Origin of the sequence: Paenibacillus xylanilyticus, from assembly GCF_009664365.1 — a bacterium.
In the GTDB taxonomy this organism is placed as follows: Bacteria; Bacillota; Bacilli; order Paenibacillales; family Paenibacillaceae; genus Paenibacillus; species Paenibacillus xylanilyticus_A.
Genome location: NZ_CP044310.1, coordinates 1143787 through 1159383 on the forward strand (window position 1 = coordinate 1143787; position 15597 = coordinate 1159383).

General features: G+C 49.7%; 13 protein-coding genes. 8 read left to right on the forward strand and 5 right to left on the reverse strand.

The genetic code is table 11. The annotated features are described in order from the left end of the window. Positions 1–81: 81 nt before the first annotated feature. The 4 genes from F4V51_RS05075 to F4V51_RS05090 all read left to right on the forward strand — a co-directional run bounded on the left by F4V51_RS05075 (position 82) and on the right by F4V51_RS05090 (position 5662). Positions 82–1143, forward strand: coding sequence for a galactose ABC transporter substrate-binding protein (locus tag F4V51_RS05075; protein WP_153977122.1), 1062 nt, complete (start codon positions 82–84; stop codon positions 1141–1143). A 73-nt stretch (positions 1144–1216) separates the two neighbouring features. After that, entirely contained in the window at positions 1217–2722 is a 1506-nt protein-coding gene (locus F4V51_RS05080) for a sugar ABC transporter ATP-binding protein (RefSeq protein ID WP_153977123.1), read from the forward strand. A 14-nt stretch (positions 2723–2736) separates the two neighbouring features. Further along, complete coding sequence (gene mglC / locus F4V51_RS05085) at positions 2737–3756, forward strand: galactose/methyl galactoside ABC transporter permease MglC (protein ID WP_153977124.1); 1020 nt, start codon at positions 2737–2739, stop codon at positions 3754–3756. A 328-nt stretch (positions 3757–4084) separates the two neighbouring features. Beyond that, a complete protein-coding gene (locus F4V51_RS05090; RefSeq protein WP_236146696.1) occupies positions 4085–5662 on the forward strand; it encodes an ATP-binding protein in 1578 nt (525 codons plus the stop codon). A 101-nt stretch (positions 5663–5763) separates the two neighbouring features. Here F4V51_RS05090 and F4V51_RS05095 read toward each other — a convergent pair whose 3' ends face one another. The 4 genes from F4V51_RS05095 to F4V51_RS05110 all read right to left on the reverse strand — a co-directional run bounded on the left by F4V51_RS05095 (position 5764) and on the right by F4V51_RS05110 (position 11229). Next, positions 5764–7593, reverse strand: coding sequence for an ABC transporter ATP-binding protein (locus F4V51_RS05095; protein WP_236146697.1), 1830 nt, complete (start codon positions 7591–7593; stop codon positions 5764–5766). Then, complete coding sequence (locus F4V51_RS05100; RefSeq protein WP_153977126.1) at positions 7577–9358, reverse strand: ABC transporter ATP-binding protein; 1782 nt, start codon at positions 9356–9358, stop codon at positions 7577–7579. The genes F4V51_RS05095 and F4V51_RS05100 overlap by 17 nt, the downstream gene beginning before the upstream one ends. Positions 9359–9418: 60 nt before the next feature. After that, positions 9419–9853, reverse strand: a complete 435-nt coding sequence (locus tag F4V51_RS05105; RefSeq protein ID WP_153977127.1) for a MarR family winged helix-turn-helix transcriptional regulator — start codon at positions 9851–9853, stop codon at positions 9419–9421. Positions 9854–10077: 224 nt separating this feature from the next. After that, positions 10078–11229 (reverse strand): DUF418 domain-containing protein, encoded by a 1152-nt coding sequence (locus tag F4V51_RS05110; protein ID WP_153977128.1) that lies wholly within the window; start codon positions 11227–11229, stop codon positions 10078–10080. Between the two features lie 423 nt (positions 11230–11652). Between F4V51_RS05110 and F4V51_RS05115 the strand changes: the two genes are divergently transcribed. Genes F4V51_RS05115 through F4V51_RS05130 form a run of 4 tightly spaced genes read left to right on the forward strand, consistent with a single transcriptional unit; the run spans position 11653 to position 14453 of the window. Then, positions 11653–12582, forward strand: a complete 930-nt coding sequence (locus F4V51_RS05115; protein WP_153977129.1) for an NUDIX hydrolase — start codon at positions 11653–11655, stop codon at positions 12580–12582. Positions 12583–12615: 33 nt separating this feature from the next. Beyond that, complete coding sequence (locus F4V51_RS05120; protein ID WP_153977130.1) at positions 12616–13092, forward strand: riboflavin biosynthesis intermediates N-glycosidase; 477 nt, start codon at positions 12616–12618, stop codon at positions 13090–13092. A gap of 1 nt (position 13093) precedes the next feature. After that, positions 13094–13987 (forward strand): TIGR02452 family protein, encoded by an 894-nt coding sequence (locus tag F4V51_RS05125; RefSeq protein ID WP_153977131.1) that lies wholly within the window; start codon positions 13094–13096, stop codon positions 13985–13987. A gap of 43 nt (positions 13988–14030) precedes the next feature. Then, entirely contained in the window at positions 14031–14453 is a 423-nt protein-coding gene (locus F4V51_RS05130) for a macro domain-containing protein (protein ID WP_153977132.1), read from the forward strand. 140 nt (positions 14454–14593) lie between these two features. On the opposite strand, the gene F4V51_RS05135 is transcribed toward F4V51_RS05130, so the two are convergent. Continuing rightward, entirely contained in the window at positions 14594–15547 is a 954-nt protein-coding gene (locus F4V51_RS05135) for an iron-hydroxamate ABC transporter substrate-binding protein (protein WP_153977133.1), read from the reverse strand. Positions 15548–15597 lie beyond the last annotated feature (50 nt).

Below are 15597 nucleotides of genomic sequence, written 5' to 3' on the forward strand. Positions count from 1 at the left end.
ATTGTATTCGAAAATCGTGTAAACCCTTTCATAATAAAGACATCGGTGAAGCCGAATGAACTTGGGGGAGGTCATTAGGATATGAAGAAAACGTGGATGACACTGCTGCTTACTGCATTCATGGTTGCGGCTGCGGGCTGCAGCAGCGGTGGAGACAGTGCGGGTGGAAGTACGGGAACCGGTACGGAGGAGCAGGCAGCAGGCGGAACGGAGACACCGAAAATTGGTGTTGCGATCTACAAATTCGATGATACGTTCATGACGGGCGTGCGGAATGCAATGACGGCAGCAGCAGAAGGCAAAGCCACACTTGATATCGTGGATAGCCAGAACGCACAGCCGACCCAGAATGAGAAGGTGGACCTGTTTGTATCCAAGAAATACAGTGCAATGGCTGTAAATCCGGTTGACCGGACGGCGGCAGGCGTCATCATTGACAAGGCCAAGGCGGCAAGCATTCCTGTCGTGTTCCTCAACCGTGAGCCGGTTGCTGAAGACATGAATAAATGGGATAAGGTGTATTACGTTGGTGCCAAAGCGGAAGAGTCGGGTACGATCTCCGGCCAGCTGATTGTGGATTACTGGAAAGCCCATCCCGAAGCGGACAAAAACGGGGACGGCAAACTGCAATACGTCATGCTGAAAGGCGAGCCGGGTCACCAGGATGCAGAGCTGCGGACGAAATACTCCGTACAGGCGATCCAGGATGCCGGTATTGAAGTAGAGGCAATGGCGGAAGACACGGCGATGTGGGATCGGGTCAAAGGACAGGAGAAAATGCAGGCATTCCTCGCTTCCCACGGCGACAAGATTGAAGCTGTACTTGCCAACAATGACGACATGGCACTCGGTGCTATCGAGGCATTGAAGGCAGCAGGATACTTCAAGGACGGCAAGGCGATGCCTGTCGTAGGTGTAGATGCAACGGCTCCTGCCATTCAGGCGCTTCAGGATGGCACGATGCTCGGCACCGTATTGAATGATGCGAAGAACCAGGGCGCAGCAACAGTGGCTTTGGCTGCGGTACTTGCCAAAGGTGAGACACCAACGAAGGAAAATACGGGGTACGACATTACGGATGGCAAATATGTCTGGATCGCCTACAAGAAAATTACGAAAGACAACATTGCCGACGCCCAATAACAGCAGCAGAGAGGGACGTCCGTCTTACCGGTGGCGTCCCTTTTTTCTGGGCATATGGAAGGGAGGAACCAATATGGCATCACCTTATCTGCTGGAGATGGACGGAATTTCGAAGGGGTTTCCGGGTGTGCAGGCACTTAGTCAGGTCACCCTGAAGGTGAAGCCCGGGTCGGTCCACGCCCTGATGGGAGAGAATGGAGCAGGGAAATCGACACTGATGAAATGTTTGTTCGGCATGTACCGACCGGATGAAGGGACGGTTCGAATCGATGGAAAAGAGGTCGACATTCCGAATTCCAAAGCAGCACTGCAGCATGGCATATCCATGATCCATCAGGAGCTGAATCCGGTGCCTCATCGTCCCGTGATGGAGAATATATGGCTGGGACGTTTCCCGATGAGAGGGCTGCTGGTCGACGAGAAGAAGATGTATGCCGATACCTTGGCCTTGTTTAAAGACCTGAATCTGGATATCGACCCGAAGGCACAGGCAGGAACATTATCCGTATCCAAAATACAATCCATGGAAATCGCCAAAGCGGTCTCTTTTCAATCAAAAGTCATTGTTATGGATGAGCCGACCTCATCTCTGACAGGCAAGGAAGTAGAGCAGCTGTTCGCCATCATTAACGAGCTTCGCAGCCGCGGCGTGTCGATTATCTACATCTCGCACAAAATGGAGGAAATCCTCACGATTTCGGACGAAGTCACCATTATGCGTGACGGGTTTGTAGTCGGTACGTGGGATGCTGCCGATCTGACTACAGACCTGATCATCACCCGCATGGTTGGACGGGATCTGGACGAACGTTTTCCGGAACGGACCAACGTTCCTGGCGAAGTGATTTTGAAGGCGGAAGGGTTAACATCGAGCCAGGCCCACTCGTTCAGGGATATTACGTTTGAGCTCCGAAAAGGCGAAGTACTTGGTATTGGCGGACTCGTGGGAGCGCAGCGGACGGAGCTGATCGAATCCTTGTTCGGACTGCGCGGTCTCGCTTCAGGCACAATTTCGATTCATGGACGCAAAGTGAAGATCAACTCACCCGCCGCGGCGAAACGTCATCATATGGCGCTGCTGACCGAGGAGCGTAGGGTTACGGGCATATTTCCCGTGTTGTCCGTGTATGAAAATACGATCATTGCGAGTCTGGGCAGGTACCGAAACCGGGTTGGGCTGCTGGATGAAAAGAAGGGACGCGAAGAGGCAAGGGAGCAAACCCAGAAGTTCAGAACCAAAACGCCTTCCGTTAACACGCTGATTCGCAACCTGTCTGGAGGGAATCAGCAGAAAGTGCTTCTGGCACGTTGGTTATTGACCAGCCCGGAAATTCTGCTGCTTGATGAACCGACGCGGGGAATTGACGTGGGTGCCAAGTTTGAAATCTACACCATTATTACGGAACTGGCTCGTCAGGGCAAAAGCATTATCATGATCAGCTCGGAGATGCCTGAACTGCTTGGGATGTCGGACCGGATCATGGTGATGAGTGAAGGAAGGCTGACGGGCATTGTAGACGGAGCCGACGCCACAGAGCAGGAAATTATGAGGCTGGCCGCTCAGCAGCGGATGGCTTAGACAGGAGGAAACAGATGAACACGCAAGTAATCAATCAGGTGAAACAGTATGTAACGCAGCGCGCCATCTTTATCGTACTTATTCTGCTTGTCATCGGCATTGCCATCGCGGACCCGAACTTCCTTGCTTTCTCTACCCTACGGGATATATTGCAGCAATCCTCCACACGGGCCATCATTGCACTTGGGGCGGCCTTCATTCTCGTCACAGGCGGGGTCGATCTGTCTGCTGGCCGGGTGGTAGGTCTGACGGCTGTGGTATCTGCGTCCATGCTGCAAATTGACGAATATGCCAACCGCTTCTTTCCGGATCTGCCGCATTTATGGGTGGGGCTGCCCATTCTCATCGGAATTGTGGCTGGTCTGATTGTCGGATTGGTAAATGGAATTATAGTCGCCAAGCTGCATGTACCTCCATTTATCGCCACACTGGGAACGATGGTGGCCGTATATGGGTTGAACTCGATTTATTTTGATACAGAGCCCAACCAGTCACAGCCGATCGGAGGACTTAGACCGGACTTTACGGTGATCGGATCAGGCTATATTGATCTGGGTGGTGGCTACTCGATCCCTTATATTGTACTGATTGCGATTGCAGTAGCCTTAATCTGCTGGGTCGTTTTCAACAAAACCCGTCTCGGCAAAAATATGTACGCCATTGGCGGCAACATCCAGGCCGCACATGTATCGGGAATTCACGTCGCACGTAATTTGATTGCCTTGTATGCCATTGCGGGAGCGTTATATGGTCTGGGTGGTGTGCTGGAGGCAGCGCGCACAGGCGGAGCGACGAATAACTACGGCAATATGTATGAGCTGGATGCCATAGCGGCGTGTGTCGTTGGCGGCGTTTCAACAGCCGGAGGTATCGGTACAGTGCCAGGTGTTATGGCCGGTGTGCTCATCTTCGGGGTTATCAACTACGGTCTTACCTTTATTGGGGTAAGTCCCTATTGGCAGCTGATTATAAAAGGATTAATTATTGTTGCCGCTGTTGCATTTGATATCCGCAAATATATGGCGAAGAAATAGATATGTTGAGGGGAAGAACAAAGCCAGCGCTCTGGAACGTCAGAGCGCTGGCTTTGTGTTTAAGAATGGATAAGCCACTCGAGTACAGTAACCAGAGGACCGATAAAACAGACGAGCAGCATCATTCCGGATGACATACCAGAAAAAAGATGGATGATGTGCAGGATCGTTATTCAAGATGCTAAATAAATGGTATATAACCCATGAGCGCTATCCTTTCCAATTTGGAGAGCTTCCATTAATCGACAACATTAGCTAATCATAATCGATATAATGCATGTAAATGAAGTGTTAGATGTGAGTAGATTGTCAAAGGGGGCGAGGTTGTTTGCTAACGTACACGATGAAAAGGGTTATTTTCCCGTTGGGTTGCTTGCTTGTAATCCTGTCCTCTTATTTTCTGGGCCGTACCTCCAGCCTTACATGGATGATCCTTGCCGGAGCCTTATTTATTGCCAGCATTTATGGAGAAAGACGATATCCTGTATTACAAAAAATTCAGTGGATCTTTCTTGGCATATTTCACTATTTCAGTGAATTGAACTGGTGCAATATGTTATATTACCTGCTCATCATGACAATGATCCAGAACAAACAGCGTGTGGAGCAGACCCTGCCCATTTCTCTCCTGCTCGTGCTGCAATATACAGCGATTCGGCTATCCTACGTAACGATAGATGCCTACACCTTGTTGGTTTCCCTCTTCGATCTACTCACAGCAATTGTTATAATCTTTCTGTATCATACGCTGGTTAACAGCGAAGCCGAAAAGCGCAGATTGCGCGAAAAAAATCAATTCCTCACTCTGCACGACCCACTTACAGGTCTGCTCAACTATGAAGGATATATGAATGCACTGCAAGAGACGGCAGAGAAGCAGCGCTCCTTTTTGCTCATTCTTCTGAACATCCAGAACTTCAGCGGATTTAACAAGGAAGTGGATAACAATTGGAGTAAAATTATAGCGGGGACTGGGGAGAGCATCTCCAAGCATTTTGCGGATGCTTATGGCATATCCCGTTATGCGGGAGATCGATTTTCAATCATTTTGCCCGAGGTTGCGGGGATCGAGGAACGAATGAGTAGGATGCAAACCACAGATTTGAAAGGATTACAGGTTACGTATAGCATTTCGATCTATCCGGAGACAGCAGAGAGCCTCCAGCAGTTCATAACGATTGCAGAGGAGCGGCTATTTCAGGCACAGCGCACCAAGTGGATCAAGAATGAAGAAGAGATCTACCGTTCGGAAAGGCTCAGGGCTGTTGGAGAACTTGCAGCTGGCATGGCGCATGAAATCCGTAATCCGCTCACGGCCATTCGTGGATTCTTACAGCTGTCACGCGGACAAGCGTACAATATTGCCCCGTGGTATGAAGTGATTATGGGAGAAGTGATACGGGTTACGGACCTGACTGCAGAATTTCTGCAATTTTCCAAGCCTCAGGCTCATCTAATGAAACCGGAGAGGCTGGGCCAATGCCTTGAACGTGTTTTGTCATTAACCGAGTCAGATGCAGCATCCCGTGGACACCGGATTACATTAGAGATGACAGACGAATCAATTGTGGTCAATATGGATCGGGACAAGATCGTACAGGTTCTGATTAATCTGATACGCAATGCATTCGAAGCAATGAATGATCCGGGTGAAGTACATATTGTTCTTGTTCATGAAGGAGACAAAGCATATACATCCATTACGGATACGGGAAGCGGCATACCGGATCATGCCCTTGCCGATATATTTAATCCATTTTATACAACGAAGGAAGAAGGGACAGGGCTTGGGCTGGCGCTCTGCCAGAAGATTGCTCATGACCACCATGGAGAAATTACGGTGCGCAGTGAAGTGGGAGTCGGTTCTACGTTTACACTGGAGCTCCCGGTAGCAGCCGTGGAATAATTGCTTAAGAGGTACCCTCCAAGAACAAATAAAACGCCGCACAGGTCCGAATATAACGGAACTTTCGTGCGGCGTATTTATGTTGTCGCTCAGTTAATGGATCAGTTTAGCTGACCTTGATGGAGCTGATAATAAAATCCTTTTTGCTGCATGAGATCCTCGTGGTTACCCCGCTCGGCAATCTGGCCTGAATCAATCACCAGTATCTGATCTGCCTCCCGGATCGTGCTCAGTCTATGGGCGATGACGAAACTGGTGCGGTCTTTCATTAACGTGCGCATCGCCTCCTGAATCTGCATTTCCGTACGGGTATCAATACTGCTCGTTGCCTCATCCAAAATAAGAATGGCCGGATCGGCGAGGATGGCCCGAGCGATCGTCAGCAATTGCCGCTGTCCTTGGCTTAGATTGCTTCCGCCCGCAATAATGGGGGTGTCGTAACCTTGGGACAGCTTGCGAATGAAGGAGTGGGCATTGGCCAGCTGAGCTGCCTGCCTGATCTGCTCATCGGTCGCATCCGGCTTGCCGTAGGCAATATTATCACGAATGGTTCCCGAGAACAGGTAGGCATCCTGCAGCACAATACCGAGTCCGCGCCGGAGGTGATCCTTCTCCAGCTCCGAGATGTCCGTGCCATCTATGGTAATGCTTCCGCCTGTAATTTCATAGAAGCGGGGGAGCAGGTTAATGATGGTTGTTTTACCGGCACCTGTTGGCCCGACCAGAGCAATCATCTCGCCAGGCTGCGCGGTGAAGCTGACATTTTTCAGAATCTCTCTATCGGAATGGTATCCAAAGGATACATTTTCAAACACCACTTTACCTTGAATGTGATCCAGCTGCTTCTCCTGTTTCTCCTCGTACTCACTTGGTGTATCCATAATCTGAAACACACGCTCAGCACCGGCAATGGCTGCCTGAATCAGGTTGTACTGGTTCGCAAGATCGTTAAGTGGTCGCTCAATCTGCCGAGAGTAGGCAAGAAAGCTTACAATCAGTCCGATGGACGTTAAATCGTGGTAAGCCATCCATCCACCTACTGCTGCAAGAATGGCAAATCCAATGTTGTTCATGACGTTCATCGTAGGTCCAACCAGCCCGGATACGGTCTGGGCCTGCGTACTGGCTGTACGCAGCTTTTCATTCAGGCTCTCAAAATGCTGGTGTGCCTGTTCTTGACGGTTATAGGCGGCAACCACCTTTTGTCCGGCGATCGTTTCCTGCGCATAGCCATTCAGCTCACCGAGCAGCTTCTGCTGGGCAGAAAAATGTTTGCGTGTTCTGGAAGCGATCAGCTTGGTTGCAATGGTGATTAACGGTACCTTTACCAGGCTGAGAAGTGTCAGCCGGATATCCAGAGCAAGCATGATCGACAGTGAACCGACAAGAAGGATTGCACTGGACATCAGCTGAGTCACACTCTGATTCAGGGTAGTGGACACGTTATCGATATCATTGGTAGCCCGGCTCATCAGATCTCCGCTTTGATTTTTGTCAAAAAAGCTTATGGGCAGCTGCTGCAGCCTGGAGAACAAAGCCTGACGCAGATCCTTCACCGTCAACTGGGATACGCCGATCATGACATAAGACTGTCCCCACATCATGAGTGAACTCAAGACGTATACCGTTAATAACAGGAGGCAGTCCTTCAAAAGGCCGTCCGTCACTTTCGGAACAATATGCTCATTCACCGCGCGGCCCAGAAGGTAGGGGCCCGCCAGATTAAGCAGTGTTCCCAGAGCGGTAAGGACCAGAGCCATAATAACCCCTTTGCGATGGCGTCCCATGTAAGACCATACTCGCAGGATGGCGTGCTTGGCATTCTTGGCTCTTACTTTCGGAACAGGCCCCCGGCCCGGTCCAGGTCTTCCGATTGGAGGAACGACAGGTGGCTGTGCGGAGGAAGATGCAGGTTTAGCCAAATTGAACATCCTCCTTCCGTTGTTGGGAATCATAAATGGACTGATAGTGTGTGGAATTGGCCATGAGTTCGTCATGTGTACCACTTGCCACGATTCGCCCCTCATCCAGCACGTAAATGCAGTCAGCATCCTTCACCGAAGATATGCGCTGGGCAATTAAAAAGGTTGTACTGTCTTTCATCAGGGAATGCAGTGCTCTCTGAATGCTTGCTTCGGTTCGCAGATCGACTGCACTCGTACTGTCATCCAAAATAAGAACATCCGGCCGCATGAGCAGGGCACGCGCAATGGAAATACGCTGTTTCTGCCCGCCGGAGAGATTGACTCCCCGCTGTCCAAGCTCCGTGTCGTATCCATCTTTCAGGTTCATGATAAATTCATCCGCTGCCGCTGCCCGCGCCGCCGCACGGATCTCGGCATCCGTGGTATCCGGTCTGCCGAAGCCGATATTATCCCGAATGCTGCCGCTGAACAGAATGGATTCCTGCAATACAATGGACACTCTGCTGCGAAGCAGTTGAAGATCCCAGTTCCGTACATTAACACCGCCAACAAGTACTTCACCGACTGAGGCATCATATAGGCGGGGGATGAGCTGCACGAGTGATGTCTTGCCTGAACCGGTGGAACCGAGTAAAGCCACCTTTTCCCCTGCTCGCGCAGTAAGATTAACTCCCGTGAGGGCATCTTCGCCGTCATAACGGAACGAAACGTCCCGGAATTCCACCTCACCTGGTCGGCGAGTAACCCTGGATGCCGGATTGGAGCCAACCTGAATGGCCTGATTTTGCAATGCATTCTCTCTATGAGCTTCATGGCCTGACTGAATGTCCGGCTCTGTATGTAGAACCTCGTTGATCCGCGCAGCCGACACCTTCGCCCGGGAGTAACTCATCATCATCATGCCGATGGAGGTGAGGGAGGAGAGCACCACCGTTACATAGTTGATAAAAGCAATCAGATCCCCGGCTGCAATATCGCCTCCTACAACCTGAAACCCGCCAAACCATAATACGGCTACGATCGTCGCGTTCAGCATCAGGCTGAGTACAGGTGCATTCAGCGTAACAATGCGCCAGGCTTTCACCGCTGTTCCCGTATAATCCTCATTGGATTGATTGAAACGCTTTTTCTCCGTGCCTGCCCGTGCAAAAGCCTTGACGACACGAATCCCAGCGAGATTTTCCTGCAGAACGGCGTTGACTTGATCCAGCTTATTCTGCACGCTGGCAAACAGAGGATAGGAAGCGGATATGAGAATATACAGAATGACAAAGAGAACGGGTACGGTCATCATGAGGATCAGCGCCAGCTTGATACTGATTGTAAATGCCATAATAATACTGCCGATGATCAGCATCGGTGACCGGATGAACATTCGCAGGAGCATCTGTACAAAGGTCTGCATCTGCGTAATATCGCTCGTTAGACGCGTGATGAGCGATCCTTCCTGGAATGTGTCCAAATTACGGAAGGAAAAGGTTTGAATATGGTCGAACAGCTCCTGGCGCAGATCAGTGCCATATCCAACAGACGCTTTGCTGGAAAAGAGTGTACAGCCTGCTCCGCCAACCCAGCCAATGAGGGCAAACAAAAGCATGAACAGCCCTGTGCGTACAATATGGGGCAGGTCACCGGCAAGCACGCCATCATCCACAATACTGGACATCAGCTTCGGTTGAAGCAGGTCCATGGCTACCTCCAGCACCATGAGGAGTGGGGCGAGTATGGCGGCTGACTTATAAGGCGCCAAAAATCGTTTCAACGTCCACAATAGGAAAATCACCTCATTCAATGAAGTCTAAAATCATGCTGCTACAATTCCATGCGTCATTCAGGATTCACGAAGGTTGTGAACCATACGCTGTGCAAGCGCTGACATGAGTTGCGTTTCTTCTGGCGTAAATCCTTCCTGAGCCTGGAGCTCCAGTTCCTGAAATACCTCACTCAAATCCTTGAGCGCGCTGCGGCCCTGGTCGGTCAAATAGACACGCAGACTGCGCTGGTCATTCGGATCGGCTTCACGCCTTACATATCCCGATGTTTCCATGCGTTTCAGCATGACTGTAACGGTTGCAGGAGTACGGCTAAGCTTCTCGGCCAGACTTTTCTGGGTTTGACCATCTTCACGGTCAAGCTGGAACAGCAGTGGAGGTTGTCCGGGGTACAGCTCGGGGTGGTTAACCAGCTTCTCATGAACTTTATAGCGATGCAGCTTCACAAGTTCGGATAATTGTCCGAGCAGCCGTTCGCTGCGGGCTGAATGCATATACTACCCTCCTATTAATTAGTCGACTAACTAAATCATAAGTTTGATCTTACATACCGTCAAGGCATTTGTAAGGTGGAAATTAGAAATCGAGGGCATCGTATCCCCAGCACGGAGCGATGCAGGGTTGTGCAACATAAGTAAAAGAGCTCCGGAACAGATCCGCAGCTCGAACTAAAGAGGGAGAAATACTGTGTTGCTCAATTCAGGGAACCATTTAGATATTACATCTGTTCCGTCCGTGACTGTGACTTGACGGCAGGAGAGATGGAGAGCTTGCGCCATAACCATTCGACCGGTCCCGATTTAAATTTGAGCAGCCATGCATGTGAGAATAACATCAATACAATACAGATGCCGGCCCACAGTAACACAATCACAAGCGAAGGGGGATAACCACCGAGTCCCAGACCCCATCCGTAAAAGATGGCGGAAGCCAGAATATTTTGCAGAATGTAACAGCTCAATGCCATCTTGCCAATCTCTTCGAACCGCCTGAACAGACCGGCGAACCTATTTTTCTCCAGCATGTAAGCAATTAGCCCAAGATAGCCGAACGTAAGGATCGGTGCACTGATGTACCGAACAAACAAATCCATGCTGCCTCCCGGCACCAGCAGGAGCAGGTTCAGAGGAATGCCGGCGGCAAGCCCGAAATTCATCCATTTGCGGCGTCTTAAACGTCCAGATGCCTCGTCTGAGAATAGGCCTGCACGCATGAGCATGGAACCCAGCAGGAATAGAAATATATTCAGCGGAATGATGATGATGGACTCTGTTCGAAAGAAAGCAAAGTTGTCCAGCCGGAATAGAACCTGCTCCCACCATGTTCCCGTGGCGTATAGCTTGGCAATCACGTCCATGTTATTGAGAGTGGCACCACTCTCTGTAAGGGCCAACAGTGCGGTAATTCCGCCCACTCCGATGAGATGTATACCACCCATGAGCCCCATCACGATCAAAATAAAGCGGCGGGAACGGTTGATGATGAAGGACACGATTATGCCAGTAATTGCATAACTCATCAGCACATCGTATTCCAAGACTAACGTGTAGTGCAGCAATCCATCAATAAGCAGCAGCACACATGTCCATATGTAAACCCCTGGCCAGACATATCCTTCACGAAGTGCTTTTTGCCGCTTTAATTCCATGCCTGCCCCGAAGAGAAGAGTAAGCAGTCCGAGGAATTTTCCGTTCACCAGCATAAGCATCAGTGTTTGCAGTAAACGATCACCCGAGGTCCACCAGGGTTGAAGCGGATCGCCAAACATTTTGTTCAGAGAACCTAAGTATGCAAAAAGCCAAATATTCGTCCCCAATGTACCGATAATCGCAAAGCCTCTAAGAACATCCAATAATACGATTCTTTTCATTCCCGCGAAACATCCCCCTTATTAATACGAATGAATTGAAATTAATATAACACAGTTGTACTTAAATGGATATAACACAGTTGTACTGAAATAATTGCTGCGGGTAGCCACCAAGCCTGCCTTTCCATCTCACACTTTTACTATGCAAGCTGTGTTCGCTGTGTATACTGTATATATCAATATACACAGTATACAGACCTCCGCTTCGCATCGTCAACCCTTTTTTTCCTGAATCAGGAATTTAACAGGAAGTTATTTCCTTGTACATTGAAATGATGCAGTTTAACACCCACCCCATCCTAACCAGTACAGCAGTTCTTATTTTTAGGTATGGGAAATATTGACGAAGGATAATAGATGTGTTAACTTCTTATTATCGAATTGTTAATAACATTTTGTTAATAACAGAATGGGGTTTTAAATATGACAAATGAAGGTTATTCGGAGGGCCGACCATTGGACCATCTGAATCATGGCAATATAAGCGAGCAGCAGTTTCTGGAGACATATGATGCAGGTGATTATGAGCGTCCTTCGGTGACAGTAGATATGCTTGTCTTCACGATAAGGAGCGAAGCTCAGTCCAATTATCGCAAACTTGCTGAGCCGGCACTGCAGCTGCTAATGATTCGCCGCGGTGGTCATCCCTATATGGGCAAGTGGGCATTGCCGGGTGGATTCGTGTCCATGCAGGAATCCCTGGAAGATGCAGCACGCCGCGAGCTGGTTACAGAGACCGGGCTGGATGACATCTATCTGGAGCAGTTGTACACGTGGGGCGATGTGCATCGTGATCCTCGTACAAGAGTGATCAGCTGCTCGTACATGGCGCTAGTTGATAGCAGCGAGCTTGAGTTGGAAGCAGGCGATGATGCGAGCGATGCGGACTGGTTCAGGGTAGAACAGCGGCTTCTTGAGGAGAAACGTCATATTCATGAACGAGGTCGTACGACGGAACGAAGAGTTCAGCTGACGTTGTCGAACGGAACAGAGGAGCTATCGGCTGTCATTGAGGTGAAGGAAGCTGTGGAAGGAAGCGTGCGAAGCAGCAGCATGACCATCTTGGAAGTGGAGGGCATAGCGTTTGACCATGCCAAGATCATGTATTATGCCCTGGAACGATTGAGAGCCAAAGTGGAATACACGGATATTGCTTTTAATCTGATGCCGGAGACATTTACGCTGACTGCCCTGCAGAAGGTCTATGAGATTATTGGTGGCAAAAAGCTGCTGGCTGCAGCCTTCCGGCGCAAAATCGCGGATTGGGTGATCGAAACCGGAGAGTTTACGGGCAATGCAGGACATCGTCCTTCCCGTCTATACAGATTGAACCCGGAGCGTATGACGACATAATTTTTTTGTATTGAAAGGAGGACATAAGGAATCATGGAGAAGTTTACTTTTTTTTGGCGTACCGCGTCACCCTTTTCCCAGTGGCATCCGGCTGATTTTACGGTGAACGGAATCGGTTATACGAGTGCTGAACAATACATGATGCATCAAAAAGCACTGCTATTTGGCGATCAGGCCATGGCGGACAAGATTTTGAAGGCAAGCTCAGCATCAGTACAAAAAAAGCTGGGCAGACAGGTAGCTGGGTTCAACCAAGAGATATGGGAAGCAAGCTGCAAACGCATTGTTTATGAAGGCAATCACGCCAAATTCACACAAAATGAAGAACTGCTTGCCGCATTGCTCGCCACCCGTGGAACGACCCTTGTGGAAGCAAGCCCGGATGACCGGATCTGGGGCGTTGGACTGGCAGAAGAAGATCCACGTATCCGCCATCGCAGAACATGGCGGGGAACCAACTGGCTGGGTGAGATTCTGACCCGGCTAAGAGATGAGATAGGAAGTGTTTAGAATGAATGCTAACCAGCATAAGAAAAATAATCAGCTAAAAAGCACGAATCAGCGCTCGAGTCGGGCCCGTATTGCCCAGGAAACACTGACCATCCTGGAAGAGGGGCAGTACATTAACGGATATGACCGCAGGGTTTCGATTGATGAAGATTTGAAACGAGCGATTCAGGGTTCCGTTTTATACCGTCCGGATGAGCTTCCGGCACTTCGGGAGCAGGTGCGCCAATTACAGGGAGCGCCTAAGTCTGCAGCTGCCAAGATTGAAGTCACCGGTGAGACGACGCTTGCCGCAGCTTCACGTCTCGTGGTAGAAGAGGGGAGAACGGATGTCGTTTGCCTGAACTTTGCCTCAGCGAAAAATCCGGGCGGAGGTTTCCTGGGTGGAAGTCAGGCACAGGAAGAGAGTCTCGCCCGGGCTTCCGGGTTATATCCTTGTATTTCTCAAATGAATGAAATGTATGATCATAATCGTAAGCTGCGCACCTGTCTATATTCAGACTATATGATCTATTCGCCGGGTGTACCGGTCATACGTGATGATGAGGATCGGCTGCTAGCCCAATATTACACGACTTCTTTTATTACGGCACCTGCCGTAAATGCTGGCGTTGTGAAGGAACGGGAGCAGGCAGATGACCAGCAGATCGAATCGGTCATGAAGGAGCGAATTCGGTATATTTTGGACGTGGCAGCGATGAATGGTCATCGTACCCTTGTTCTGGGTGCTTATGGTTGCGGGGTGTTCCGGAATGACCCGATGGATGTGGCGAGGTATTTCCATGATGTCCTGGTACAGGAGAATTTCAGGCAGTCCTTTGAGCGGATTGTATTTGCTGTGTTGGATAGATCAGCTGGACAGAGAATAATCAAGGCGTTTCAAGAACAATTGCTCTGAACAGCAAGTAAGTCATTTTAAGATGTGAAGAAGGAGGATTGAGATGCAATTTCGTGAGATCCAAAAGGATTTGTTTGCAATGGATGAAGCTTATACGCTCGCTCATTGTATTTCCGCTGATGCTCGCATGGGGGCGGGTATTGCAGTACAGTTTCGGGAAAGGTTCGGGCTTCAGGTTCTACAGGAGCAGGCGAAGCAGGAAGCGCTTGAGATTGGACGGTGTTACCCGGTGGGGCGTACGTTAAATCTGGTAACCAAGGCGAAGTTTTCGAATAAACCGACCTATTCATCGTTTACCCAAGCGGTGCAATCGATGCGAGACGTCTGTGTAGAACAAGAAATCAGTAAGCTGGCCATGCCGCAGATTGGTTGCGGACTCGACAGACTGAAGTGGGACAAAGTAAGCGGCATTATTCAGGATACGTTTGCTGACACGGATGTTGAGATTGTCGTTTGTATCTTATAAGATGAGGAATGCCTGGCTTTCATTAATATATAGAGAAAGAACCTCTGCTTCGGACAGAGGAGAACAGGACAGCAAGTCTGCCGTTCCCTCTCCAGTTCGCAAGCGAGGTTTTTTTATGATTTTTCCATTAAGGTGTTGGTTTATTTTTGGGTAAACATCTCTTTGGCCTCATCCAGCGCCATTTTATTGCCAATGGCAGAGTAGTCCAGCCAAGGCTGCGCGCCGATCGTGTACACGTGACCGGCTTTAACGGCTTTTAGCCCTTGCCAGATCGGGTTGTTTTGCAGTTCTTTGAACATGTTCTCCGCTTCCTCATCCGAGTTCACCACTACGAAGATGGCATCTGCATCGAAATCAGGCAGCACCTCGCGGGAGATCACCTGATAAGGCTTGGTGGAATCAATATCCGATATGCCTTTGGCAGGGGTCAGTCCAAGATCATCATACAAGATCGGCCCCATAGGGCGGCGCGTGCTGAATACACGCAATTCTTTGGCAGTTACACGGATGGCCATGACGCTACCATCACCGATCTCATCGTGAATTAATGATTTTACCTCTTCGGTCTCTGCTGCATAATCCTGAATATATTGCTCTGCTTCCTTCTCACGATGGACCAGCTTGCCAATGTCTTTCAGGTGATCACGCCATGTTCCGTCATCCAGATTGAATACATGCACAGGAGCGATTTTCTCGAACTTGGCAATGTCCTCTCCGGAAAATTCTTCATCAAGATAGATCACATCGGGTTTCAGGGCAAGCAGGGCTTCCATGTCGGGATCTTTCACCGGACCAAGCGGTGTCGTGTTTTGCAGGCGATCCGCAACATGAGACAGGAACGCTTTGGCTTCGCCGCCAATGACGGAACCCACGGGTGTGATGCCAAGCGCCAGCAAGTCATTCGTCAGGTGGATGGACATCGACGCGATGCGTTGTTCTCCAGAAGCCGCACTGTTATCCTGCTGCTCGGAAGTGCTACCCGTGGAAATGTCGCCCGCAGCGGATGAAGAGCCAGAATTGCTGGCAGTTCCGCAAGCAGCAAGCACAAATATCAGACAAATGCTCAGAGCAAGCAATAGGTTTTTCTTTAACATGAATATTCACATTCTCCTTGGACATCACTTGGATGTTAATCATTAGACTG

Excerpts from the sequence above, each read along its gene's own strand:
- F4V51_RS05130 (WP_153977132.1), top strand. The coding sequence starts at position 14,031 with ATGCAATTTCGTGAGATCCAAAAGGATTTGTTTGCAATGGATGAAGCT.
- mglC (WP_153977124.1), top strand. The coding sequence starts at position 2,737 with ATGAACACGCAAGTAATCAATCAGGTGAAACAGTATGTAACGCAGCGC.
- F4V51_RS05135 (WP_153977133.1), bottom strand. The coding sequence starts at position 15,547 with ATGTTAAAGAAAAACCTATTGCTTGCTCTGAGCATTTGTCTGATATTT.
- F4V51_RS05110 (WP_153977128.1), bottom strand. The coding sequence starts at position 11,229 with ATGAAAAGAATCGTATTATTGGATGTTCTTAGAGGCTTTGCGATTATC.
- F4V51_RS05080 (WP_153977123.1), top strand. The coding sequence starts at position 1,217 with ATGGCATCACCTTATCTGCTGGAGATGGACGGAATTTCGAAGGGGTTT.
- F4V51_RS05120 (WP_153977130.1), top strand. The coding sequence starts at position 12,616 with ATGGAGAAGTTTACTTTTTTTTGGCGTACCGCGTCACCCTTTTCCCAG.
- F4V51_RS05105 (WP_153977127.1), bottom strand. The coding sequence starts at position 9,853 with ATGCATTCAGCCCGCAGCGAACGGCTGCTCGGACAATTATCCGAACTT.
- F4V51_RS05115 (WP_153977129.1), top strand. The coding sequence starts at position 11,653 with ATGACAAATGAAGGTTATTCGGAGGGCCGACCATTGGACCATCTGAAT.
- F4V51_RS05075 (WP_153977122.1), top strand. The coding sequence starts at position 82 with ATGAAGAAAACGTGGATGACACTGCTGCTTACTGCATTCATGGTTGCG.
- F4V51_RS05095 (WP_236146697.1), bottom strand. The coding sequence starts at position 7,593 with ATGTTCAATTTGGCTAAACCTGCATCTTCCTCCGCACAGCCACCTGTC.
- F4V51_RS05125 (WP_153977131.1), top strand. The coding sequence starts at position 13,094 with ATGAATGCTAACCAGCATAAGAAAAATAATCAGCTAAAAAGCACGAAT.